The organism is Microcystis sp. LE18-22.4A (genome assembly GCF_027531105.1).
Lineage (GTDB): Bacteria > Cyanobacteriota > Cyanobacteriia > Cyanobacteriales > Microcystaceae > Microcystis > Microcystis aeruginosa.
Window position 1 is genome coordinate 1 of sequence record NZ_JAPZRB010000255.1, and the last position, 23,893, is coordinate 23,893.

26 protein-coding genes and 1 pseudogene are annotated in these 23,893 nt (G+C 42.2%); 18 read left to right on the forward strand and 9 right to left on the reverse strand.

Translation table 11 applies throughout. The features are described 5' to 3' along the window. Nucleotides 1-343: 343 nt before the first annotated feature. Nucleotides 344-544 (forward strand): hypothetical protein, encoded by a 201-nt coding sequence (locus O9295_RS11770; protein ID WP_002735656.1) that lies wholly within the window; start codon nt 344-346, stop codon nt 542-544. A gap of 96 nt (nt 545-640) precedes the next feature. Here O9295_RS11770 and O9295_RS11775 read toward each other — a convergent pair whose 3' ends face one another. Beyond that, the gene (locus O9295_RS11775) at nt 641-1,462 is read right to left on the reverse strand and encodes a sulfotransferase family protein (RefSeq protein WP_288033049.1); all 822 of its coding nucleotides are present in this window, start codon (nt 1,460-1,462) and stop codon (nt 641-643) included. 90 nt (nt 1,463-1,552) lie between these two features. Here O9295_RS11775 and O9295_RS11780 point away from each other — a divergent pair, with 90 nt between their 5' ends. Together O9295_RS11780 and O9295_RS11785 are read left to right on the forward strand one after the other, a co-directional pair. Further along, nucleotides 1,553-2,494, forward strand: coding sequence for a hypothetical protein (locus tag O9295_RS11780; RefSeq protein WP_288027639.1), 942 nt, complete (start codon nt 1,553-1,555; stop codon nt 2,492-2,494). After that, nucleotides 2,485-2,640 carry a hypothetical protein gene (locus O9295_RS11785; protein ID WP_288033050.1) on the forward strand — a complete coding sequence of 52 codons (156 nt, stop codon included), beginning with the start codon at nt 2,485-2,487 and terminating at the stop codon, nt 2,638-2,640. The genes O9295_RS11780 and O9295_RS11785 overlap by 10 nt, the downstream gene beginning before the upstream one ends. 7 nt (nt 2,641-2,647) lie before the next feature. Here the strand turns inward: O9295_RS11785 and O9295_RS11790 are convergent. Beyond that, nucleotides 2,648-2,785: pseudogene (locus O9295_RS11790) on the reverse strand (geranylgeranyl reductase); the annotation flags it as partial. A gap of 254 nt (nt 2,786-3,039) precedes the next feature. On the opposite strand from O9295_RS11790, the gene O9295_RS11795 reads away from it, so the two are divergent. Genes O9295_RS11795 through O9295_RS11805 form a run of 3 tightly spaced genes read left to right on the forward strand, consistent with a single transcriptional unit; the run spans nt 3,040 to nt 6,084 of the window. Next, complete coding sequence (locus O9295_RS11795; protein WP_288033051.1) at nt 3,040-4,191, forward strand: DUF262 domain-containing protein; 1,152 nt, start codon at nt 3,040-3,042, stop codon at nt 4,189-4,191. After that, complete coding sequence (locus tag O9295_RS11800; protein WP_002784819.1) at nt 4,185-5,288, forward strand: AAA family ATPase; 1,104 nt, start codon at nt 4,185-4,187, stop codon at nt 5,286-5,288. The genes O9295_RS11795 and O9295_RS11800 overlap by 7 nt, the downstream gene beginning before the upstream one ends. Nucleotide 5,289: 1 nt before the next feature. Beyond that, nucleotides 5,290-6,084 (forward strand): hypothetical protein, encoded by a 795-nt coding sequence (locus O9295_RS11805; RefSeq protein ID WP_002784820.1) that lies wholly within the window; start codon nt 5,290-5,292, stop codon nt 6,082-6,084. A gap of 293 nt (nt 6,085-6,377) precedes the next feature. Here the strand turns inward: O9295_RS11805 and chlP are convergent, their stop codons facing one another. The 7 genes from chlP to phaA all read right to left on the reverse strand — a co-directional run bounded on the left by chlP (nt 6,378) and on the right by phaA (nt 12,673). Next, nucleotides 6,378-7,595 (reverse strand): geranylgeranyl reductase, encoded by a 1,218-nt coding sequence (gene chlP, locus O9295_RS11810; protein ID WP_002735532.1) that lies wholly within the window; start codon nt 7,593-7,595, stop codon nt 6,378-6,380. Nucleotides 7,596-7,843: 248 nt separating this feature from the next. Next, entirely contained in the window at nt 7,844-8,938 is a 1,095-nt protein-coding gene (locus tag O9295_RS11815) for a class III poly(R)-hydroxyalkanoic acid synthase subunit PhaC (protein WP_002795840.1), read from the reverse strand. Between the two features lie 172 nt (nt 8,939-9,110). After that, the gene (gene phaE, locus O9295_RS11820) at nt 9,111-10,106 is read right to left on the reverse strand and encodes a class III poly(R)-hydroxyalkanoic acid synthase subunit PhaE (RefSeq protein WP_288033052.1); all 996 of its coding nucleotides are present in this window, start codon (nt 10,104-10,106) and stop codon (nt 9,111-9,113) included. A 79-nt stretch (nt 10,107-10,185) separates the two neighbouring features. Further along, nucleotides 10,186-10,398: a hypothetical protein gene (locus tag O9295_RS11825; protein WP_002736172.1), complete on the reverse strand. Its 213-nt coding sequence runs from the start codon at nt 10,396-10,398 to the stop codon at nt 10,186-10,188. Beyond that, nucleotides 10,382-10,657, reverse strand: a complete 276-nt coding sequence (locus O9295_RS11830; protein WP_190722734.1) for a BrnT family toxin — start codon at nt 10,655-10,657, stop codon at nt 10,382-10,384. Before O9295_RS11830 ends, O9295_RS11825 begins: the two co-directional genes overlap by 17 nt. 96 nt (nt 10,658-10,753) lie before the next feature. Then, nucleotides 10,754-11,470 (reverse strand): acetoacetyl-CoA reductase PhaB, encoded by a 717-nt coding sequence (gene phaB, locus O9295_RS11835; RefSeq protein WP_288033053.1) that lies wholly within the window; start codon nt 11,468-11,470, stop codon nt 10,754-10,756. Between the two features lie 12 nt (nt 11,471-11,482). Next, nucleotides 11,483-12,673, reverse strand: a complete 1,191-nt coding sequence (gene phaA / locus O9295_RS11840; RefSeq protein WP_288033054.1) for an acetyl-CoA acetyltransferase PhaA — start codon at nt 12,671-12,673, stop codon at nt 11,483-11,485. A 219-nt stretch (nt 12,674-12,892) separates the two neighbouring features. Here phaA and O9295_RS11845 point away from each other — a divergent pair, with 219 nt between their 5' ends. From O9295_RS11845 to O9295_RS11900, 12 genes are all read left to right on the forward strand, one after another. Beyond that, a complete protein-coding gene (locus O9295_RS11845) occupies nt 12,893-14,026 on the forward strand; it encodes an FAD-dependent oxidoreductase (RefSeq protein ID WP_288033055.1) in 1,134 nt (377 codons plus the stop codon). Between the two features lie 722 nt (nt 14,027-14,748). Continuing rightward, nucleotides 14,749-15,108: a hypothetical protein gene (locus tag O9295_RS11850; RefSeq protein ID WP_002763370.1), complete on the forward strand. Its 360-nt coding sequence runs from the start codon at nt 14,749-14,751 to the stop codon at nt 15,106-15,108. 13 nt (nt 15,109-15,121) lie between these two features. Continuing rightward, the gene (locus O9295_RS11855) at nt 15,122-15,547 is read left to right on the forward strand and encodes a type II toxin-antitoxin system VapC family toxin (RefSeq protein WP_288033056.1); all 426 of its coding nucleotides are present in this window, start codon (nt 15,122-15,124) and stop codon (nt 15,545-15,547) included. A gap of 557 nt (nt 15,548-16,104) precedes the next feature. Next, nucleotides 16,105-16,545: a photosystem II protein PsbQ gene (psbQ, locus tag O9295_RS11860; RefSeq protein ID WP_287734637.1), complete on the forward strand. Its 441-nt coding sequence runs from the start codon at nt 16,105-16,107 to the stop codon at nt 16,543-16,545. 618 nt (nt 16,546-17,163) lie between these two features. After that, nucleotides 17,164-17,526: an ATP synthase subunit I gene (locus O9295_RS11865; RefSeq protein ID WP_002789747.1), complete on the forward strand. Its 363-nt coding sequence runs from the start codon at nt 17,164-17,166 to the stop codon at nt 17,524-17,526. A gap of 57 nt (nt 17,527-17,583) precedes the next feature. Then, nucleotides 17,584-18,333 (forward strand): F0F1 ATP synthase subunit A, encoded by a 750-nt coding sequence (atpB, locus tag O9295_RS11870; RefSeq protein ID WP_147068794.1) that lies wholly within the window; start codon nt 17,584-17,586, stop codon nt 18,331-18,333. A gap of 230 nt (nt 18,334-18,563) precedes the next feature. Next, on the forward strand, nt 18,564-18,809 hold the full coding sequence (atpE, locus tag O9295_RS11875) for an ATP synthase F0 subunit C (RefSeq protein ID WP_002740068.1): 246 nt from the start codon (nt 18,564-18,566) through the stop codon (nt 18,807-18,809). A 230-nt stretch (nt 18,810-19,039) separates the two neighbouring features. Further along, the gene (locus O9295_RS11880; protein WP_002795845.1) at nt 19,040-19,471 is read left to right on the forward strand and encodes a F0F1 ATP synthase subunit B'; all 432 of its coding nucleotides are present in this window, start codon (nt 19,040-19,042) and stop codon (nt 19,469-19,471) included. A 133-nt stretch (nt 19,472-19,604) separates the two neighbouring features. Then, entirely contained in the window at nt 19,605-20,147 is a 543-nt protein-coding gene (locus tag O9295_RS11885) for a F0F1 ATP synthase subunit B (protein ID WP_061432323.1), read from the forward strand. Beyond that, nucleotides 20,148-20,696 carry an ATP synthase F1 subunit delta gene (gene atpH, locus O9295_RS11890; protein WP_002763366.1) on the forward strand — a complete coding sequence of 183 codons (549 nt, stop codon included), beginning with the start codon at nt 20,148-20,150 and terminating at the stop codon, nt 20,694-20,696. Nucleotides 20,697-20,764: 68 nt separating this feature from the next. Then, nucleotides 20,765-22,273, forward strand: coding sequence for a F0F1 ATP synthase subunit alpha (gene atpA, locus O9295_RS11895; protein WP_288033057.1), 1,509 nt, complete (start codon nt 20,765-20,767; stop codon nt 22,271-22,273). A 262-nt stretch (nt 22,274-22,535) separates the two neighbouring features. Beyond that, nucleotides 22,536-23,483: a F0F1 ATP synthase subunit gamma gene (locus tag O9295_RS11900; protein ID WP_002800073.1), complete on the forward strand. Its 948-nt coding sequence runs from the start codon at nt 22,536-22,538 to the stop codon at nt 23,481-23,483. Nucleotides 23,484-23,893: the final 410 nt, after the last annotated feature.

Genomic DNA, 23,893 nt, shown 5'->3' on the forward strand with positions numbered 1-23,893 from the left:
GAGGTAGTCAGTTACCTAATTTTCAGGGAAAAAGTACCTGAATTTTACCCCCGATCCCTCCAATGGTCGGCACTTTTTGAGGTCAAAAAAGTCTAAAAGCCTTATCCAACAAGGTTTTTAGATTTATTCAGCAAGCCCTAATTATAGTCACTTCAATTAAGATTGAATCGTATCAGACTTATCTGAAATGACTATACATTTTCCAGGTCTAATCTTCTGCATAAGAAGAGTCCAAGCGAAAAAAAGCCAAAAAGTAGCGGAATGTATAGCGCGCCACTACATCTCAGAAAAAACCCCTTACAATAGAGACAAAAGTGATCGGAGATCAATGGGGGTGAACGTCATGTTAGTGATTTTAACCGACGAACACATTCTCGATACGGGTTCTGTCTGTCAGGGCTGTCTTTTAGCCAACCAGCAGGGGCAACCCCGGTGGCGAGAGGGTAAACTAGGCTGTGGTCACTCTTTGGGTAAAGGAGGAAGCCAACAGCCCAATCTCTACGAGTGTCAGATGGGCTTTACAATTGCTAATATTGAAGGCTAATCAGACCTTTTAAATGCTCAACTTAGAGTTGAGTTAGGGGGATTTTCTTGGGACTCGGAGGAGAGAATCAAGGCTATTACTAATCCCCAATTCAGTTTAGATACAATGACAATAATGGCTGAGGGTTTCGTAGCATCGATCGTAGGCTTTTTGGGCTTGGGTTAAAACAGCGTCGGAAATTTCTATATCTAATTTTCTGGCTTGTTTAATAATTTTACCCGCTTTGATATTCTCGGAAGAATCTCCTATACCGCGGCTGCCAGTGGTTTTTAAAACTCGATATTCTTCAGAAAATCCCGTTTTAGTATCGAGATGACTCTGTAAACCATTAAAGACCAATTGACTTTGGTTTAATACCTGATCGTGGGTGATAAATAAACTCTTTTCTTTGCTGTTAATTAATCGAGCATAACCTTCTAGGGTGGCTAAACGACCGGTATAATAACCCAGGGCGTGCTGCTCGTTTTGATGGGGTTTAATATCTAGAATACTAGCTAAAGTGCGCTGCGGTTCTCGTAGTAAAAATATGGTCTTAACCGGATCAGATTGCAAAAAACTATGATCTAAAAACTTCTGATCATGAAGAACTTTATCTAAAATATATTTATGATTCATGTTTAAATCTTTCAACCGCCAGTAAAGTTGAAACATTAAAGTTTTAAAATCCTGTTCACTCTCATAAACCAGATGAGTTTCGCCAAAACCGATAATTTCAGGATTAGAATTGAGGATATGGGTCAATAAAGACGAACCCGATCGCATATGGCTAAGAATAAATAAAACCTGATAGGGTTGGGGACGAAAGAGAATTTTATAGGGGTCTTTGGGTGTATCAATGCGTACCTGAAAATACTTATAAGTTAAACGATGGGTTAAACCCTGCCAAGATTGGGGTAAGCGATCGAGGGCTATAGTCATAGGTTAATAAGGAATTGTGTCAACTTGTCGCGAAGATTCCCCTATAATGTATCCCATTTAAGACCCAAACAAAAGTGAGGTTTATACAAAATGGGATTGCCAAGTTGTTCGCTCTGGTTTTTTACGGCGCGAACCGATGTCTGGTTTATGATGAACACTATTCCCCATCTAGTCAAAATGAGTCAGTTTCCCTTCGAGGAAAAGGTACTCGCTATTGACACGGCCCCTTTAAGCGGGGAAAAGGTTAATCGCCCCGGACTGGGTACAATGGAGGAGTTAAGAGCCTGTGGTGAAAAATTAGTTAAAGATGGCATAATCGATCGCCTAGTGGATTTTAACTACGATCCCAGCTATCGTCAGCGCATCTATCAAAAGCATTTCGGCAGTCCCCTCCGTTCCACCCATAACTACAAAGGTTATCCGATTTTCGGCTCGATCTTCAAAATCGAGTCCTGTCGCAGCGATTATATGGTCCATTATGACAGTGACATGATGCTCTACCAAGAACCGGATTACAGTTGGATCTGCGAAGGGATCGAGTTAATGGAAACCCATCCAGAAATGATGTTTGTGCGTCCTTTGTCCGGTCCACCGCGGCCCGATGGTACGATTTATTCTCAGCATCCCTGCACGAAAAATCCCGATGGATTCTATCAATTTAAATTTTTTGGTAGTCGTGCCTATTTACTTAATTGTCGTCGCTACGATCGCCTTTTACCGATCACCCCCCTCTGGCGCTCTTATAAAAATACCTTTCTCGATCATTTACCCGATGGTTTAAAAGCTTGGGGGAATATTTTGACTGGCAAAGGAAAACTCGACTCTTGGGAAATTATGGTTTCTCGCTCCCTAGAACAAAGCAACTACTATCGCGCCACTCTCACCAATGCCAAGGGTTGGACTCTGCACCCCAACGAGCGCTCTGCCGCTTTTAGGCAAGCTTGGCCGACTATTATCGAAAAAATCGAAGCGGGTATTTACCCACCGACCCAAGCTGGTTATTATGACCTGATCCCGGAATTATGGTATTAAAAGAGCGTTATTTCTCTAGATTTGAGGTGAGGTGGTACTTAGAGATTGCTGGTGAAGCGATATTTTTGTTTGAATTAGAGAAGACAGGAAGGAACAACCCAAAAGAAAACCCAACCACCGCCGGAGATTGGGTTTTCTGGTTATGAATTGATTTTAAGGGGCCAAAGCGTTACCGCGCAGGAGAGAACCGATAGTTTTAGCGGCAATCTTCATCTGTACGAGAGGATTAGCGGGAACAACGGTTTTATAGAGATAACTGTCAAAAGTCATCTTCTGTACGTCCTTTTGGGAATTGCCTTGGGAGTGATCGGCAAGCTAGGTCAGAACAGGATTGAAGGGGTTGACATTTTATTTAGGTACGCTATATTCTAAAAACAATTGGCTCTCCCAGGTTTAGTGGGTAAAATGTATTCTAAAATACAGTCTGGGGGCAGTGAGTGGAACGAACCACAGAGACACAAAGGACACAAAGATTGATCGCTACTATATAAGTTTAACTTATCACACAAGGAATAAGAGAGCCAACAATTTCATGGGACTATAATATGAAAAACAGTACAAATGATATCACATACGAACAATTAACATCCCAAGAAACTGAATTGCAAGAAGAAGAAGAAGAAGAAGAAGAAGAAAGTTCAGACTTCTTCGATCCAACCAAAATCAGAATTACGACCAAACAAATAACCATGGATCTTTTGATCAAAAGAATTGAATATAAAGAAATTAACTTAAATCCTGATTTTCAACGTAACGCTAACATCTGGACTGATAAGGCTAAAAGCAGATTAATCGAATCTCTGTTAATACGAATTCCTCTGCCAGCATTTTATATGGATGCAACCGAGGAAGACGAATGGCTAATTATAGATGGATTGCAAAGACTGAGTACATTTAAAAGCTTTATTCTTGATGAGAAGCTTGTCTTAAAAGACCTAGAATTTTTAAAGGAATTAGAAAAGAACAAGTATTCAGATTTATCTCGTAACTATAAACGCAGAATAAATGAAGCAGAGTTTATTGTGTATTTAATTGAACCTGGTACACCACCTAAAGTTAAGTATAACATTTTTAGAAGAATTAATACTGGGGGATTACCTCTCAATTTACAAGAATTTCGTCAAGCGATAAATCCAGGTCAAGCCATAAAAATTCTCAAGGAATTAGCAAACATTCCAGAATTCCAAAAATTGACAAGTTTTAGTCAAAAAAGAAAGAATCGCATGGTCGATCATGAATTTATCTTAGGATTTATTGCTTTTACTTTAATAAGCTACAATTGCTATTCGTCTGATAAAGGTCGGGATGATTTTTTAGATCAAGCAATGAAAAAGCTAAACAAAATAGATGAAAATCGAGTACAAGAAATCAAAAATAAGTTTATTTTTGCCATGAAAGCGGCAAATAATATTTTTGGAGAAGATGCTTTCCGTAAAATCCGTAAAATCACAGAAGATGGAAAAAGAAAATATCCTATCAATAAAGCTCTTTTTGAAAGTTGGTCAGTTACCCTGAGTGGTTTAAGTGAACAAGAACTTGAAACATTAACTGAGAGAAAGGAGAACGTCAAGGAAGTTTTTATTAAAAAAATGGAAGATGATAGTAATTTTCTCGAATCTGTTTCTCAAGCAGCCACTAAAGTTCCCTATAGATTTGATACAATTAAAGAAATAATAAAAGAGGTGTTATCATGTTAGAATCATTAGTGTTAAAAAATTTTAAGATTTTTGAAAATCAATCTTTTGATTTAAAACCGCTAACTTTGCTCTCAGGATTAAATAGTAGTGGCAAATCCACTTTGCTACAATCCTTATTATTACTTCGCCAGTCCTATAAGCAGGATTTATTACCAAAGGAAGGATTAGCATTAAATGGTGATTTAGTTCGTATTGGAACAGCTAAAGACGCTCTCTTTGAAGGTGCAAAAGAAGATTCAATTACTTTTGAAATTACCAGCGCAGATCATGGTAAAAGTTCATGGATTTTTGAATATGATCCTAATTCTGATGTTCTTCAACTATCTCCCCTGTCCCAAGATACTATTCCTCAAGAAATTTACCGATCCAATCTTTTTACTGATAAATTTTACTATCTACGAGCAGAAAGAATGTCTCCAAGTCCACATTTTGAAATTTCAGAATTTCAAGTCAAACAGCATAAACAGCTTGGAAGTAAGGGAGAATTTACAGCACATTTTCTTTCTATCTACGAAGAAGAGAAAATTAGAGATTCAAAATTAGAACATCCTCAAGCAATTTCTACAAGTTTTAAAAATCAAGTGGAAGCTTGGATTGGAGAAATTAGCCCTGGAACTAGAATCATAATCTCATCTCATCCAGAAATGGATTTAGTCAGTTTACAATACTCTTACGGACTGAGTAATCCTTATCGTCCTACAAATACTGGGTTTGGTATTACATATATACTACCTATTGTTGTGGCTTTATTATCATCTGTTACAGATACGTTAATTTTATTAGAAAATCCTGAAGCACATCTTCATCCAAAAGGACAATCTAAGATAGGAGAACTGTTAGCATTAGCGGCAAGCTGTGGGGTACAAATTATAGTAGAAACTCATAGTGATCATGTCTTAAATGGTATTCGTCGAGCGGTAAAAAATAAGAAAATTGATGCTCAAGATGTACGAATTCATTATTTTCAAAGATATTTGAAACAAGGACAAGCTGTATCAGAAGTTATTTCACCCATTCTTTATCAAGACGGAGGAATTGATCAGTGGCCTGATGGATTTTTTGATCAAGTGGAAAAAGATTTAATGGAGTTGCTTTAAAATGAAGTTTTTGATTAATGAACTTTCTTTTACTGGGCAAGCTAAAAACGACAATGAGGCTTACGAACTGCTCAAAAACTTATATGATATCATCCAAGAAGTAAAACCTATACAGAACAATTATCCTATCCAGACTCATAGTAGTTTATCTCAACAAAAAATATTATCTAATCTTACTATTCATCAATGGATTTGCCAAAAAATAAAGTCTCCTCATCCACAAGAGCAAGTGCTGGCTAAATTTTTGATACTAATTTTAACCAAGGGACCATTTATCGATAACCAAGTATTGCTTGAATCTTGCGAATGCTATTTTAACAACAAAAATATTACATCGAGTTCTTTAACTGGAGCGGTGAAACTTAAAGGTAGTTTACTCAGTTTACAAAAATCGGACGATTTTGTTGATGAAACCGTTGAGGTAACATTTCGAGAAGAAAACCAATCCTCTGAAAATGTTACAATCAGAAATTTAACCCAGATTACTCAATCTAGAAAATTATGTCCTCGTTACACTGGAACTCCTAAACATGATTCATCATTGAAAGGAACCGCACCTAGTGTTAAAGGAACTCCAATGGATTTAACAATCGAAGAAGCTCAAGAAGTCTTAAATCATTCCATAGATTATAAAAAAAAACGCTATGGATATCAAAAAGAAAAAAACAAGTTTTATGTATTTCATCCCAATAACAGTTATGATTCTGATGGCTATCCACTTTATCACGGGTTTCCAATTTCTGATTCTCAAGTTCCCCCTACAATTAAGAAAGACCTAGGAATAGGAAAACCATGACTCCCATCGAGGTGTAAGCGCATCTTAACAATCCTTGACAAAATGAACTTTATATGGGCTGCTTACCCACGATTCAGGCATATTTGAGGAGAATTTGCCATCTCATACTAAATCCGTTGAGTATAGGCTACATATCAGGAGAGGCACTCATGCAAGAGGCACTCATGCAAAAGGGAGAATAAATAATCAGTTTTTAATAACCAGATTTAGTATTAGAGAAGACAGGAGATGAAACAACCCAAAAGAAAACCCAACCACCGCCGGAGATTGGGTTTTCTGGTTATCAATTGATTTTAAGGGGCCAAAGCGTTACCGCGCAGGAGAGAACCGATAGTTTTAGCAGTAATCTTCATCTGTACGAGAGGATTAGCGGGAACAACGGTTTTATAGAGATAACTGTCAAAAGTCATCTTCTGTACGTCCTTATCGGAACACATTTCCACAAAAGCTTCCCGGGTGGCATCGGTACGGTAGAAAACCCGTTGCAGGATATCTAATACCAGATAGGTCATACCGTATTTCTTATCCCAACGCTTGAGGTAGAGTTTCAATTCGTCCTCTGTGGGAATACGTTGGCCGCCGTTAGTGACTTCGACAATGGTTTCCGCACACATCCGCGCCGATTTAGCGGCGAAATAGATGCCTTCTCCCGAAGACTTAGTAACTGTTCCCGCAGCATCTCCCACCAGTGCCACGCGACCAACTACACGACGAGGACGGGGATGTTCGGGGATGGGGTGAGCCTCCACGCGGATGATCTCGCCTCCTTCCAGACGACGGGCCGCGCGAGCGCGAATACCAGCTTGTAGGTCTTTAATCATGGCTTTATTGACCTTCATTGTGCCAGTACCGACGGCGACGTGATCGTATTTGGGGAATACCCAAGCGTAGAAGTCGGGGGATACGTCTTTTCCTACATACATTTCCGCCAGGTCTTCGTAGTAGGCCATTTTATCTTGGGGAAGACGGATGCGTTCTTGGAAAGCGATCGCATAGTTGTAATCCCCAGCATCAATAGCTTTGGCAATGCGGGAATTAGCACCGTCCGCACCGATAACCACATCCACCTTCAGAGATTTCATTTCCCCTTGGGAATTGCCGTGGGAGTGATCGGCGTAGTGTAGGGTATAGGGATCGGTGCTATTGGTGGGAATGTCGAGACCGTAAACGGTTCCGTTGATTAAATGCGCTCCTAATTTATGGGCGCGTTCTCTCATAAAACCGTCGAGGACTTCCCGACGACACATTCCGATATATTCGTCTTGATTATCGAGATTAATATCGACTTCGACGTTAGAGGGGGAGATCATTTTCATTTTTCTCACCCGGCGATCGATAATTTCAGGAGGTAGGTCAAATTCGCTCACCATACAGAGAGGAATCGCTCCACCACAGGGTTTAGCATTATCTAATTTGCGTTCAAATAAATAGGTTTCAATGCCTGCTTTAGCTAATGTTTCTGCCGCCGAAGAACCGGCCGGCCCTGAACCCACAACAGCGACTCTTAACACTCAGGTTTTCTCCTACATACTTACGAGCGAGTACGCTTTGCAGTGTACCACAGGGGTTTAGCCTAAAGAAACGAGATTCTCCGATTCTGCCCGATCTTGCAACAGTGCTTAACATCCTCTGTTACAAAAGTTTATTTTACTGCCCGTAGATGTTTTTTTATCGATGTGTTGTATTGTGTTACACCCGTAGAGAAAAAAAGTGCTAAACCCCTCTCCCAAACTGGAAAAGGGGATCTTTTCTAGGATTGTTAAGCTCTTGCTTTTAACCAATCGCTAATAGCGGGGGGTAAATCCCGTTGCACTTTGCCACTGACATACATTCCGATATGTCCGACGGGGAAAGCACAAGCGGTATAGTCAGAAGTACCGATATAATTCCCTAAAGCGAGGGAAGAAGCGGGAGGTACAAGGTGATCTTTATCCGCATAAAGATTGAGAATTGGCATGGTCAGATTGTGTAAATCTACCCGTTTATCTCCTAACATCACTTCCCCTTTAATCAGTTTATTTTGCTGATAGAAATCCTTGAGAAACTGTCGATAGGATTCTCCCGCTTGGTCGGGACTATCAAAAATCCATTTTTCCATACGCAGAAAATTAACTAATTTTGATTCGTCTTCCATGATGTCAGGAAAATCAAGGTATTTCTGATAACCTAACTGTAAAGGTTTCAATTCCAGAAACTCTAAGTTGAGAAAATCTCCCGGGATATTGCCCATAGTATCTACCATTAAATCGATGTCTAATGCTTCGGCTCCCAAGGAACACCCCCCGCGCATATTTAAGAGGGTCTCGGTTTGATAAAAGTCCACCGGTGTCACCATTGTCACCAGATTTTTTACCTTATCGGGATAGAGGGAACTATAGCATAAACTAAAGGTTCCTCCCTGACAGATCCCTAACAGATTAATTTTGTCGAGATGGTGACTTTGACGAATAAAATCGACACAATTATCCACATAACCATTGATATAATCATCAAGGGTTAACCAGCGATCGCTTCTGGTGGGATAGCCCCAATCAATTAAGTAGATATCTAAGCCTAATTTCAGCAGATTGGCTACTAAAGAACGCCCTTCCTGTAAATCTACCATGTAGGGACGATTGACCAAAGCATAAACCATCAACAAGGGAATCTCGAAGGGTTTTTCGACCACGGGTTTAAAGTGGTAGAGAATGATTTTATCTTCCCGATAAACTGCTTCTTTTTCCGAGACTCCACACTGAATATCTTCTTCTTTAACTCGTTTGAGATTGTCCAAACCTTTGAGATTTTTTTGAGTTAATTCTAGATAATCTTGGGTAAAATCTTCCAGTTTCACTTGCGTCAAAAATGGCCACATAATTTAATTCTCCTAGAAAAGTGGGGATTTTTCAGTGAGCAGTGAACAGTAAACAGTAATCAGTGAAAAGAAAGTTCCGAAGTTTTCACCTAACACTATATACTTAAAACTGCAATCCGATAACTGATAACTGATAACTGATAACTGATAACTGATTGTCAAGCACAATTAACTAATTGTTACTTTCTACTGCTTTTTTTTCTCCTAAAGTTTTTTTGAGACTTTTTACCTCTTTGCGTAATTCATAGATAGTCCGATGAATTTCATCGACTTCGCTGCGGGTAGGCAGATTCATTGATCGCAGGTAAATTTCCATTAAATCCTGCTGTTTGAGGCGATAATCATTGAGGGAATTAATAAATTTTCCCCGTACTTTTAGGTTTTCTGGTTGACAAAAAGCCTTTTCAAAAATATCATCAGCGACGACACTCCACACATCTTGAAATTCTCGCCAATTCTTGACAGGTTGACCTTTTTCTGCTAAGAAAACTAATTTTTTAGTTAAAGCTTCAAAGGATTTAACTTGAATATCAGCCAGCACAATTTGATAGTTAATACTAGCTTGATAAAGAACCCGCCACGTTTCAAAACTATCGAGTAATTTGCGGTTAAATTCTCGCGGCAATCCCAATAAAGGCATCTGTAACCATTGGCCAAAAGTTTCATCATAAAACTTCTGCCAATAGATATTATTGAGTTCGATCAAGGAAGAAGTATTACCTAACCAAGCTTTGGTTATTGTGTCATTTGACAGGACGAAAGGATCGAACCATAAATGATTGATACTTTGTAATTGTTGCAGGTAAATTGTCCATAGTTGACTGACATCTTGACTACTTTGGGAAGTGGTAGTAGTAAAACTATTCAGTTGACCGCGCATCTGTTGGGTATAATTATCTAAAATTGTTTGCCAGTCTTCTCCTGTTTGCATTTTCGGGAAGATACTTTCCCAAGCTTCCATCGATAATTTTAGGAATTTGATCAATAAATCCCGATTATCAAAATAGCGCTGGGTTGCCTCTTGCAATTCTGGTTTAATATTGCCCATAGGAGTCGGTATCGCCCCCATCATATCAAACCAACTTGACCACATTTTTGCCCCGGTTTCTGTCCAAAGATTGACGTAATCGGCGGCCATCTCACTCCAAGCTTGTGTCGGTTTATCCATTATTTTTGCCCTTTTCCTTTAACACTGATTTCGCTAGTTTACTAACCCACTCTACACCCGATAACTGATAACTGATAAGTCATATTTTTCCAGACTTGGCAATTTTTGCTAGTAATCTTAACGCTTCATTGACTGAGGCTGAATCTTGAAAAATTTCCGCCACATCGGGATCGAGAATGATCACATTACTAGCCTGTCGATAAGCTTCATAATATTTGCCACGAATACCACCAGAAAAGTCATATTCAGTTCGCATCTCGTCATTAACCGTTTCTTCAGACTCCTGATTCATAATTTTTTCTCTCCTGTTTACTAGCTAAACGGGCGCTAATTAAGCGAATCTCATTTTCTCTTTCTGTATGGGATATGACTAACAGCTTTTGTGATTTTGACTGTCCTATCGTCAGAAAACGAAACTCACCCACTGAATGATCGGGATCTAAAATCGTTACGGCCAATGGATCCCCAAATACGGTCACTGCTTCTTCAAAAGATATACTATGTTTTTTGATGTTGTTATTTGCCTTGTCTTGATCCCATTGAAATTTCATAGATTTATGCCACTATCAAGCAACTTAGCAGGGACAATAACAAACACATTTTCCATCTTTGAATTAGATAACTGATAACTGATAACTGATAACTGATTAGGTGTGATGGGCCCCATTAACTCTGAGGACTTCTCCAGAGACATAACTGCTGGCAACAGGAGAGAGTAAATAGGCAGTTGCCCAGGCGATATCTGCGGGTTCACCGAAGCGACGACAGGGAATTTCGGCGGTGATTTTATCGCGAACTTTATCGGGAATCGCTAAAGTCATTTCCGTGTTAATAAACCCCGGTGCAATCGCATTGGCGCGAATATTATAACGGGCAGCTTCCCGGGCCAAGGATTTGACTAAACCAATAACTGCCGCTTTTGTGGCCGCGTAATTAGTTTGGCCGGCATTACCGCGATCACCGGAAATAGAACTAATACAAACGATCGATCCCGCTTGTCGTTCGTACATTCCCTCAATAAACGGTTTAATCGTGTGATTAACCCCTTTTAGGTTGACATTAATCACTAAATCCCAATCTAGCGGCGTTAATTTAGGGAAAAAGTTATCTCTGGTAATCCCCGCGTTAGCGACGATGCCGTACACTGGTCCCAATTCCGCTTCAATTTGTTGAGCTGCCGCTTCCATAGATTCCAACTTAGTCACGTCGGCGACAATGCCTAAACCCTGGGGATTATCCGTGGCTAAATCCGTGTAGGCCACCTTGGACCCCAAATCTATCAAAAGAGAGACAATAGCCGCCCCAATGCCTCGATTTCCGCCCGTAACGACGATAACTTTCTCCTCTAGTCCCAGAGATACCATAGCTTTTTCCTCCTAAACTCTTTCAATTGCGATCGCTGTTCCGCCACCGGTCCCATGACAGATGGCCCCCATACCGAGGGTTTTATCCTGTACTTTCAACGCGTTAATTAACGTCACCAGAATCCGCGCGCCGGAAGCGCCGATAGGATGACCCAAGGCGATCGCACCACCGTGAACGTTTTGTTTTTCCCTAGCTAACCCCAGATCCATCTCAAAAAGCAGATTATTTAAGGCAAAAGCTTCGTTATTTTCCACTAAATCGAAATCTTCGATCGTTTTATCTAGAGATGATAGTAATTTTTTCACCGCTAGGACGGGGAATTCTGGGAAGCGCTCGGTTTTTCCAGCACCCACAGCGCCGCCAAGGATTTTGGCAATTGGTTTTAAACCGTACTGATCCACCGCTTTTTGACTGGCTAAAAGGATAGCGGCGGCCCCATCGGAAATCTGACTACTATTCCCCGCAGTTAAAACTCCCGACGGATTAAAAGCCGGCCGCAGTTTTCCTAACCCTTCTGGGGTACTATCGGAACGAATACCCTCATCTTGAGCAATAATTGTGGAACCTTTCTTAGATTTAAGCTCAATTGGCACGATTTCGCCCTTAAACCAGCCTTTTTCTGTGGCTGTGGCCGCTCTTTGGTGGGATAAGGCGGCAATTTCGTCTAATGCTTGCCGAGAAACCCCGCGATCGAGACAGAGGCGATCGACTTGGGAACCCATGACCTCAGCCGTGGTAGCATCGGTTAAGCCATCGTGGAGTAATAAATCCGTTAATTGTTCTGGCGCACCCATGAGGAATTTATAACCCCACCGGGCCCGATGGGAGAGAAAAAAGCCGGTTTGGGACATGGATTCGATGCCACCAGCGAGGACGAGATCCGCTTCGCGTGCGCGAATTGAGGTGGCAGCGTTACTAACGGCAATCATTCCCGAAGAACAAACCATATCCACCCGATATCCGTCCACGCTTACGGGAATTCCCGCTTTAATCGCCGCTTGCCGGGGAATTAACTGACCATGACCCGCTCCCAAAACATTGCCGAAAATGTACAAATCTAGGGCTTCTGGGGGCAAATTAGCGATTTCTAGGGCGGATTTCATCACTGTTGCCCCTAAATCGGCCGGGGATAATCCCATCAATCCCCCACCAAAACGACCAATTGGAGTCCGGACTGCGGCCACGATATAAACTTCTTGCATAGACTTCTCTCTATTGGGAAGCGAAGATAATAGATAGAATTTGCTTAAGAATATCGAGTCCGAAAAGATCAAAATCCCAATTGACTGTCATTGGTTAAAAGTTCCTGGCCCCGATGTCTTGAGTTTTTGTCTATCTACCCTCGATTTTGCAACAGAATTTCTGTGTAAGAAGATATATTCATTAGAATTTAACTTTTCTGGCAGCAATCCCGTTTTTTTATGGATTTAGTCAAGCGCTTGGTTTTTATCGGTGGTGGCCATAGTCATGCGATCGCCCTTCGTCTTTGGGGGCAATCACCCCTAAAAAACGTTCAATTAACTTTAATTAGCGATGTCACCCATACCCCCTATTCGGGAATGTTACCCGGCCACATCGCCGGTTTTTATGATTTTGCTGAGACTCATATCGATTTACCTTCTCTAGCTAGGTATTCTCAAGCGCAATTCTGTTTAGACAAGGCTAATTCCATAGATACGGAAAAATGTCAAGTAATTTGTAATAATTCTTTACAGATTCCCTTTGATTATCTCTCGATCGATATCGGCAGCATCCCGGCAGTAGATAATGTTATCGGTGCTAAAGAGTACGCTATTCCCGCCAAACCGGTGCCGATTTTTCGGGAAGGATGGCAAGAAATCCTGAAAAAAGCGGTTAGTAACCCTAATAATACTTTAAATATCGTCATTGTTGGTGGTGGCGCGGGCGGGGTCGAATTAGCTTTAAATATGCAGTCCCGTTTGGCCAAAATTCTCAACTCTAGCAGTAATTTGAATTTATCTCTAATTCATCGAGGAAAAAAACTACTACCAGCCCATAATAATTGGGTCGGCCAACGTTTAGAGAATATTTTTAAACAAAGGGGAATTAGATTATATTTATCAACGGATGTGACGGCAGTGCAAGCAGATCGGATTATCTGTTCATCGGGTTTAGTTTTACCCATGGATTATACAATTTGGGTAACGACTGCCTCGGCCCCTAGTTGGATTAAAGCGTCAGGATTACTGACAGATGAAAAAGGGTTTATTTTAGTGAATAATTATCTGCAATCTCTTTCCCATCCCCATATTTTTGCCGTGGGAGATATTGCCACGATTCCAGATTATCCCCGTCCGAAAGCGGGAGTTTTTGCCGTCCGACAAGGAAAACCACTGTTCGATAATTTAGCAAGAATTCTGCAAAATCAGCCCCTAAAACCCTATTTTCCCCAGAAAAATTATCTGAGTTTAATTGGGACAGGAGACCAACAAGCGATCGCATCTTGGGGCGGTTTCGCATGGCAATCACCGTTATTATGGTTATGGAAAGATCGGATCGATCGAGCTTTTATGAGACAATTTGAACAAAAATGATGAGTTGCTTTGTCATAGGATTGAATGCCAGTTTAAGTCGGTTGGGAGGTGTGAGAAGCATGACTTAAAGTTGTTGTCTAAATGTCCAAATCGTGAGAAAAAGTTTAAGATTGCTGCTTTGTGGGAGTTTGAAGAATTTGAAGGCGCAGTTTGCGATCGCTGTTTTCTCTCTTTTGCTGAGATGAGAAACTGCAAACATCGAAAGAATCTTAAAAAATTTGGCTCTAAGGGAAAAATAAATAGCAATATAGCTCTAATATAAATTTAGAGCCAAGAGGATATTTATGCTTAATTTTAACATAGAAGACTATTTGGCTCTTCGTTACTTGTTATGGTTCGATAGGGGGGCATAAATCGACTAAATCCTTATCTGGCAAGAGACTTAATTGATTAGTTCGCTCTAAATTGACAAAAATCGCTAAATGCCTTTCTATATAAGGGTTACATCCCTTCTAACCCCCGTCCATTGCATAACACAAACCGAAGAGCCGACTATTTAACGGATACAAAATTAATTATAATGTCGATTTACTATGCAATGTATAGTAGGCTTAATGACGGTCACTTTTGTAATTTTTTTGAACTAAGTATCAATTGTAAAAATCAAAATAAAATCAACCCTTTAGTTGAATATATTAAAAATATCTACTCTTTAAAACAACCTTATATATCAGATGAGTCATTTAAAATAAGGAAGTAAAGCGATAAATCAACAAAATGCTATGGTCATCAATCTCAATATCCCGCCCTCCCAACCATCAGCTAATCTAAAGGTAAAAATACTGATAGAAACCCTTAAAAATGGTCAATATGCTGTATCTATCGCTGAATTGCCTCATTTTCGAGTCCAAGCACCCACCAAAGAAGAAGCCATTTCCCAACTACAAACAACCTTTATCGAACAAATTAGCCAAATTGAAACGATATCATGGACAACACCCCTAGATAACCCCTCACCCAATTGGCGAGAATTTGCAGGTATCTTTGAAAATGACGCAGATTTTCAAGAAATCATGGATACACTTCAAGCAGAACGTACTTTAGATGATGACAGTGAAGTAGATCCCTCATATTATCTGTAGAGGATAAAGATTTGTGTCTCAATATATTCTCGATACTGACCATATTTCCCTAATTCTTCGCAATCATCCCCAAGTTATTGCTAATGCGTCCCGCCATTCCATTTCCGTTACAATCATTACTGTTCAGGAACTTTTCAACGGTTGGATGGGTAAAATTAACGATCCTTGGGCTATCAATAATCTGCCCCAACTCTACTCAAAACTTTCAATAACCGTCAAATATCTGCAAACAATTGAGATTCTAGACTTTACAAACCAAGCAGATAATCTTCTCAAACAATTACTTAAAGAGAATCCGTCTCTGCGAAAAAATCGCCTACAAAAAGATCTGCGAATAGCTGCTATTGCATTATCACTTAATGCTACAGTCGTTACTCGTAATCAAAGAGATTTCAGTTTAGTACCCAGATTATCAATGGTAGATTGGACGGGGAGCTAAAGCCAGTTTTACCCTTTTATTTCCCTAATTTTACCCTTAAACTGTTCTAAATTCTCTCTTAAACTCTCATAAATACTATTACTACAAAATGGGGTCGTGATTCCACAGTGGTGGTAAGCCATATTGCTTGCCCTGTATGAAGTGTGTATAATACTTATTAATAAAAATAATTTATCCGAATCAGCCTTAAAACCTCTAACTTAATGATAACTTTTCTGATCAATATCTTTTTGTGGCTCGTGAAAAGGCTCTCCCTGGTTTGGTGGGTAAAATGTATTCTAAGATACAGTCTTGCGGGAGAGGGAGTGGAAGGAACCACAGAGACACAGAGGACACAAAGATCGAACGCTACTATATAAGTTCAACTTATCACACAGAACCTAGAAGAGCCCTTTTTAAGTTTCTTCTCTTTTTGTTAATGAAAGATGTGACCAATGGATGCCCTAAAAGGGGCGAGGTTTTAAACCCAAAATTCTGATAAAGTAAAAATCGTCCCGATACCTTGACTGGTTAAGGGAGAGAACGTCAATAGCTTGTTAAATAGTACATATAAACCAATGCCACGTCTTCGCTCGATTATTTCCCTAGTTTTAGTCCTAGTTACTACCCTGCTGGTTAGTTGCAGTGGTCCCCAAGCAACTATCCCCACCGTTTACAGTCCCCAAAAAATCGAACAGTTACAGGTTTACATCCAACCCATAGAAGGATTTCGCCAAAAAATGAGCGTTTTGCAAGACCTCATCGCTGACAAAAATTGGGTAGATACTCGCACCTATATCCACGGTCCTTTGGGGCAATTGCGTCAGGAAATGGTAGGATTATCCCGTAATTTACTGCCCAAAGACCAAGAAAAAGCCAAGCAGTTAGCGAAAAATCTTTTCGTTCACTTTGAACGTATCGATGCGGCAGCCAAAGAAAAAGATGCTAGTCTCGCTGCTACTCAATTCCAAGAAGCATTAAAAGATTTCGATGCTTTCTTAAATATTGTTCCCAGTTAGTTTTTATCAGTGATCAGTTATCAGTTATCAGCTTTAAAAAAAATCTCGGGCTTTTTGCCTAGAGATTGTTGTCAGAGAGAAGCACACAAAAACTTTTTTTCTTATAGATGTTCAGTTTAAAAATCAAGATAGAAAAAAATAATAGGGTTCTTCTCGACTTTGTGTGATAATTTTTGCTTATAGAATCGTGAAATGTTTACTGGTAAAGACTTTTAGGACTATTTTGCGGATATTCTATCAGTATAGACCCCGTTTCCACACAGAAACCAGAAGAGCCAAAAATAGTGACCCTTACCTTTTCCCAAGCAGAGGTAGGAAGTCTCTGGTTTTAGGGAACAGGCAAGAGGGGGCGCCGGAGTTGGGGAAGTGGGGAAAAAGGAGCAGGGGAGGGGGAGAGAAAAAAGCTGACGGCTGCGAGCGGGGGTAATCATGGCCATTTACAATTGCTTAATAATTGTTGCCACTGCCGTGATAATATGTCTTGTGGCTCACCTGAGCGTCATAGCTCGGAAAGCAATCTAGATATTGAGATTAGTCTATCGCTGATTTAGGTGTACCTTGTCTGATCCATCGATCGAATCTCCCCCAACCCCAGAAACCAACCCGCCGTCAGATCCGATGCGGGAATACTATCAACTACAAAACACTTTATTGATCACCACCCTGATCTTAAGCGGTCTGATCTTTATTCCCGTGTGCTTGTTTTATTCCCTCAATACCGCCCTTAATTACCTATTAGGGGCAATGGTGGGAGTTGTTTACCTAAAACTCCTGGCCGGGGAAGTGGAAAAATTGGGGGTAACGAAAAATCGGGTAGGCAAAAAAGGATTAGCCCTATTCGCTGGATTAATCATCATCGCCAGTCGTTGGCAAGAACTGCACATAGTGCCAGTTTTTTTGGGTTTTTTGACCTATAAAGGGGCGATCATCGTCTATACTCTGCAAACCATCTTCAAGTTGGAGCAGAAAGCCGATTCCTAAACCCTTTGACCGTTAAAATAACCCTGATTTGCGAACCCGAATCTCTCCAAGGTGAAAATGTTAGACAGTTTAAGTGTGCTTAATTTTTATAGCCTCGCTTCCCTGGAAGTGGGACAACACTGGTACTGGCACATCGGCGGACTAAAAATTCACGGGCAAGTGATCGCGGTCTCCTGGATCGTCTTCGCTATCTTAATCATCGCCTCGATCGCCGCTACCCGCAAGATCCAGAAAGTTCCTGGCGGTATTCAAAACCTCATGGAGTACGTTCTGGAATTTCTGCGCGATTTAGCCAAAAACCAGCTAGGAGAAAAGGAATATCGACCCTGGTTGCCCTTCATCGGCACCCTATTTTTATTTATTTTCGTTTCTAACTGGTTAGGGGCCTTGATTCCTTGGAAGTTAATCGAACTGCCCGAAGGAGAATTAGCCGCCCCCACTAACGACATCAATACCACGGTGGCGTTAGCCCTACTGACTTCCCTCGCTTACTTCTACGCGGGCATCAGTAAAAAAGGACTCGGTTACTTTGCTCACTACCTAGAGCCGATTCCCGTGCTATTACCGATCAAAATTTTAGAAGACTTTACCAAACCCCTCTCCCTCAGCTTCCGTCTTTTCGGAAACATCCTCGCGGACGAGTTGGTAGTGGCCGTATTAGTCTTCCTTGTCCCCCTAGTCGTACCCCTACCCCTGATGGCTCTCGGTTTATTTACCAGCGCTATTCAGGCCCTTGTCTTCGCCACCCTTGCCGGGGCCTATATCCATGAGGCCCTGGAATCGGAACACGAAGAAGAACACGCTTAAAAGCGAGGGACGAAAAAAGAAAAATTTCTTAGGGAAAAGTGTCCAAATAATAGGATAATAACTAAGAAATTATTGGTCGAATTCAGGATGAGCAACTGAATTCCCAGATCGTTCTTTCCCAAAAACTCTTTCGGGAGTTTTGAGCAGAAAACCAGCCATTTTTTACGGCTGAGAACGCGCTCTGTAAACAACAGATTGAAATTGATTAGTAAATAGAGGAAAAAATCACCATGAACCCCACAGTAGCTGCCGCTTCCGTTATCGCCGCCGCCCTCGCCGTTGGTTTAGCCGCTATCGGCCCCGGCGTTGGTCAAGGTACCGCTTCTGGAGAAGCTGTTTCCGGTATCGCCCGTCAACCCGAAGCTGAAGGAAGAATTCGTGGTACCCTTCTCCTCAGCTTGGCATTCATGGAATCCTTAACCATCTACGGCTTGGTTATCGCTCTCGTTTTACTGTTCGCTAACCCCTTCGCCTAATTAAAAAAGCAGTGGGCTATCAGCCCCCAGTCCGCAGCTTGGCGGCAGAGTTTTCAAAACTCTCAAAAAACGCCAAAGGAGCCAACTAAAAAGTCTGGTTTTGGGGACGGAAGGCTGATAGCTAGTTAAGGGAATTTTGCTGATCCCCCCTGACTGTTCATTGTTAAAGCAGGGGGATCGTCTTCCTTTTTTGAACCTGCCTATAGCTTCTATTTATCAGGAATAAATCAATGTTTGATTTCGATGCCACCCTGCCAGTGATGGCACTACAATTTATTCTTTTGGCAGTGATCCTGAACGCCGTTTTTTATAAACCCCTCAGTAAAGTTTTAGATGAACGGGCGGAGTATATTCGGCAAACAGAAAGCGGAGCCAAAGAACAACTAGCCAAAACCGAAGCACTGGTACAAGAGTACGAATTGCAATTAAGTTCGGCTCGTAAACAATCCCAAGAGATTATCGCCCAAGCGCAAGCCGAGGCCCAAAAACTAGCCAGCGAACGAGTTGCCGCAGCCCAAAAAGAAGCGATCGCCCGTAAGGAAGCCGTCGCCGCCGAAATTGCCCAACAGAAAGAAGAAGCCTTTCGTTCTCTAGAAGGACAAGTGGCCTCTCTTTCCCGTCAAATTCTCGAAAAACTCCTCGGCCCCGAACTCGTTCGCTAAACCCCAGCCATTGGTTAATAACAGTGATCAGTAAAAAGATAGAACTCAGTCGTCAGGAGTTAGAAGACTGATAACTTACCTCTGATAACTGATAACTGATAACTGAATAACCTACTCCCCGCCCTCAATAATCATGATCATCGACACAGTTTTATTATTAGCCACGGAGGCGAAGGAAGCGGCAGCAGAGGGATTCGGCATCAACACCGATATCTTAGGAACTAACCTATTTAACCTCTCGATTCTGCTCGGTTTAATCATCTTCTACGGCCGCAAAGTTCTCGGACAAATCCTCGGGGAACGTCAGTCGAAGATTGCGGAAGCTTTAGCCGAAGCTGAAAACCGGAAAAATATTGCCGCTACCGCCCTCGCCGAAGAACAGAAAAAACTCGCCCTGGCAAAACAAGAGGCGGAAAAAATTATCGATAACTCTCGATCTAGAGCTAAAGCTGTCACCGCCGACATCGCCGCCCAAGCCGAACTCGATATTCAAAGAATGCGCGAAAGTGCCGCTAAAGATCTCTCGGCGGAACAGGATCGCGTTTTAGTAGAATTACGCCAAAGAATTACCGCTTTAGCCTTAGCTAATGTGGAATCCCAGTTAAGCACCGGCCTGGAAGAATCGGTACAACAAACCCTAATTGATCGCAGTTTGGCCAACCTAGGAGGTAAATAGATGCAGGGAAGTTTAATCAGTTCAGAAATCGCCGAACCCTACGCCCAAGCATTACTTTCCGTCGCCCAAAGCAGCGGACAATTAGAAGCGATCGGCGGCGAAATTAAATCCCTCTTAGAATTGTTGGAAAATGCTCCCGATCTAAGAGCGTTTATCGGCAATCCCGTGATCAAAGAAGAAGCTAAAAAAGCCGTTCTTTCCCAAGTAATGGGGAGCAGTGCCAATCCCTATTTAACTAACTTCATGATGTTATTAGTCGATAAACGTCGGATTCAATTTTTAGAACCCGTTTGTCAACAATATCTCACCCTGGCTAGAGTGCTGACTAACACCGTTTTAGCGGAAGTTTCCTCGGCCACCGAATTGAACGATAGCCAAAAACAAATCGTCATCGACAAAGTGAAAACCCTGACCGGGGCAAATGTGGTCGAACTGAAAACCAAAGTTGATGGCAGCCTCATCGGTGGTGTGGTGATCAAAGTCGGTTCTCAGGTCTTTGATGCCAGCATTCGCGGTCAACTACAACGCCTCAGCCTCTCCCTGCGCTAAGGTCATCTAATCTCCCTTTTTTGCCGTTTTTTCACCTTCTAATTTTTTACTTTTTCCCAGATTAAACTATGGTAGCTATCAGACCCGACGAAATTAGCACGATTATTCGTCAACAGATCGAATCCTATAACCAAGAAGTACAGGTCTCCAACGTGGGAACCGTCCTGCAAGTGGGTGACGGTACTGCCCGCATCTACGGCCTACAACAAGCCATGTCGGGAGAACTATTAGAATTTGAAGATGGAACCGTCGGCATCGCCCTTAACCTCGAAGAAGATAACGTCGGTGCAGTGTTAATGGGTGACGGTTTCGGGATTAAAGAAGGCGGTACGGTGAAAGCTACCGGTAAAATCGCTCAGGTTCCCGTGGGTGAAGCCTTAGTCGGCCGCGTGGTTGATGCTCTCGGTCGTCCCATCGACGGTAAAGGGGACATCCTCGCCAGCGAAACCCGTCTGGTGGAATCCCCCGCCCCCGGTATTGTCGCTCGCAAATCCGTCTGTGAACCGATGCAAACCGGCATTACCGCTATCGATGCCATGATTCCCGTCGGTCGTGGTCAACGGGAGTTAATTATCGGTGACAGAAAAACTGGTAAAACAGCGATCGCCATTGACACGATCATTAACCAGAAAAGCGAAGACGTGATCTGTGTCTATGTCGCCATCGGTCAAAAAGCCTCCACCGTCGCCCAAGTAATCGACACCCTCACCCAAAGAGGCGCCATGGATTACACCGTGGTGGTGGCCGCTAACGCTAACGACCCCGCCACCCTCCAGTATATCGCCCCCTACACCGGAGCTTCGATCGCCGAATACTTCATGTATAAAGGCAAAGCGACCCTAGTTATCTACGATGACCTCACCAAACAGGCTCAAGCTTATCGTCAGCTATCCCTGCTCATGCGTCGTCCTCCCGGTCGGGAAGCTTACCCCGGCGACGTTTTCTATCTCCACTCCCGTTTACTAGAGCGCGCCGCTAAACTCAGCGATGCCCTCGGTGGTGGCAGCATGACCGCCCTGCCGATTATCGAAACCCAAGCAGGTGACGTTTCTGCCTACATTCCCACCAATGTAATTTCGATTACTGACGGTCAGATATTCCTCTCCACCGACCTCTTTAACGCTGGTTTCCGTCCCGCTATTAACGCTGGTATTTCCGTATCCCGCGTGGGTTCGGCGGCCCAAACGAAAGCGATGAAGAAAGTTGCCGGTAAATTAAAACTCGAATTAGCCCAGTTTGACGAATTAGAAGCTTTTGCTCAATTCGCTTCTGACCTTGATGCGGCCACCCAAGCACAACTCGCTCGCGGTCAACGTCTGCGTCAAATCCTCAAACAGCCCCAAAACTTCCCCCTCGCTGTTTGGGAACAGGTCGCAGTGGTTTATGCCGGTTTAAACGGTTATCTCGACGATATCGCCACCGATAAAGTTATCGATTTCTGCGCCGGTTTACGGGAATACCTGAAAACCAGCAAACCTCGCTACGTTGAGATCGTCAGCACTGAAAAACAACTCAACGACGAAGCGGAAGGCCTGCTCAAAGATGGCATCAATGAGTACAAACAGGCTTTCAAGTAAACTTCTGTGAGCTTTAAGCTGTCAGCCTTTTCAGTTATCAGTGATCAGTGATCAGTAAACAGTGACCAGTAAACAGTGATCAGTAAACAGTGATCAGTAAACAGTGAAAAGATGGCCAGAAACTGCTATTTAGTACTGCTCACTTAACACATACTGCTCACTTAACACATACTGCTCACTTAAAACTCCAATCTGATAACTGATAACTGATAACTGATAACTGATGACTGATAACTGATAACTGATAACTGATAACTGAATTATGCCTAATCTCAAAGCGATTCGCGACCAAATTCAATCGGTCAAAAATACCAAAAAAATTACCGAGGCCATGCGTCTGGTGGCGGCCGCAAAAGTGCGCCGCGCCCAAGAACAAGTTCTCTGTACCCGTCCTTTTGCCGATGCCCTCGCTCAGGTCCTTTATAATCTCCAAGGTCGTTTAGCCTTTAGTGATGTTAATTTACCCCTGCTGGCCCAACGGGAAGTAAAAACCGTGGCTCTGTTAGTAGTCACAGGCGATCGAGGTCTTTGTGGCGGTTATAATACTAACGTCATCCGTCGTGCCGAACAACGGATGAATGAATTAAAAGAGCAAGGGATTAACTATCAATTAGTTGTTGCCGGCCGGAAAGCGGCACAATATTTCGAGCGCCGGAATGCTCCCATTGCCGCTAAATTTATTAACCTCGAACAGATTCCCACTGCCGATGAAGCTGGCACTATTGGGGATGAATTGCTTTCCTTATTTTTATCGGAAACAGTCGATCGCGTCGAGTTAATTTATACTCGTTTTATCTCCCTGATCAGTGCCACTCCGGTGATTCAAACCCTGTTACCTTTAACTACCCAAGGTTTAGCGGTACAGGATGACGAGATTTTCCGTTTGGTGACTAAAGAAGGAAAATTTAAGGTACAACGGGAAAAAATGGCCAGCCAACCGGCGCAGGTTTTTCCCCAAGACATGATTTTTGAGCAGAATCCCGTCCAAATCCTCGATTCTCTCCTACCTTTGTACTTAAATAACCAATTACTGCGCGCTCTCCAGGAATCGGCAGCTAGTGAATTGGCAGCGCGGATGACGGCGATGAGTAACGCCAGCGAAAACGCCAGCGAGTTGATTGGGACTTTAAGCCGTACCTACAATAAGGCGCGTCAAGCCGCTATTACCCAAGAATTGTTAGAAGTAGTAGCGGGGGCAAACGCTCTCTAGGTTTAAGCCATTTTTTCTTCTGATTATCAGTAGGAGTGATTTTTTTCACTCCTTTTTTTTCGTTTAGATAGGGTCTGCTGAATAACTGGACTTCCCCCATACATAGGGTTTGCTGAAAAAGTTTTTCCTAGGAGCAGGGTGTAGGGTGTGGGGTGTGGGGTGTGGGGTTTTACCGATTTTGAGGGGGTCAATTACCTAATTTTCAGGGAAAAAGTCCCTGAATTTACCCCTGATCACTCCCATATCTGGTACTTTTGGATTTCAAAAATGGCTAAAAGTCTTATCCAGCAAGGTTTTTAGATTTATTCAGCAGACCCTAGTTAATTCCCGAATTTGTCAAAATTACCGCCTGTTAGTCCACTGAGCTGCCGATAAGATTAAAGAAATCGGTAAAGTTGCGGGGATCGATC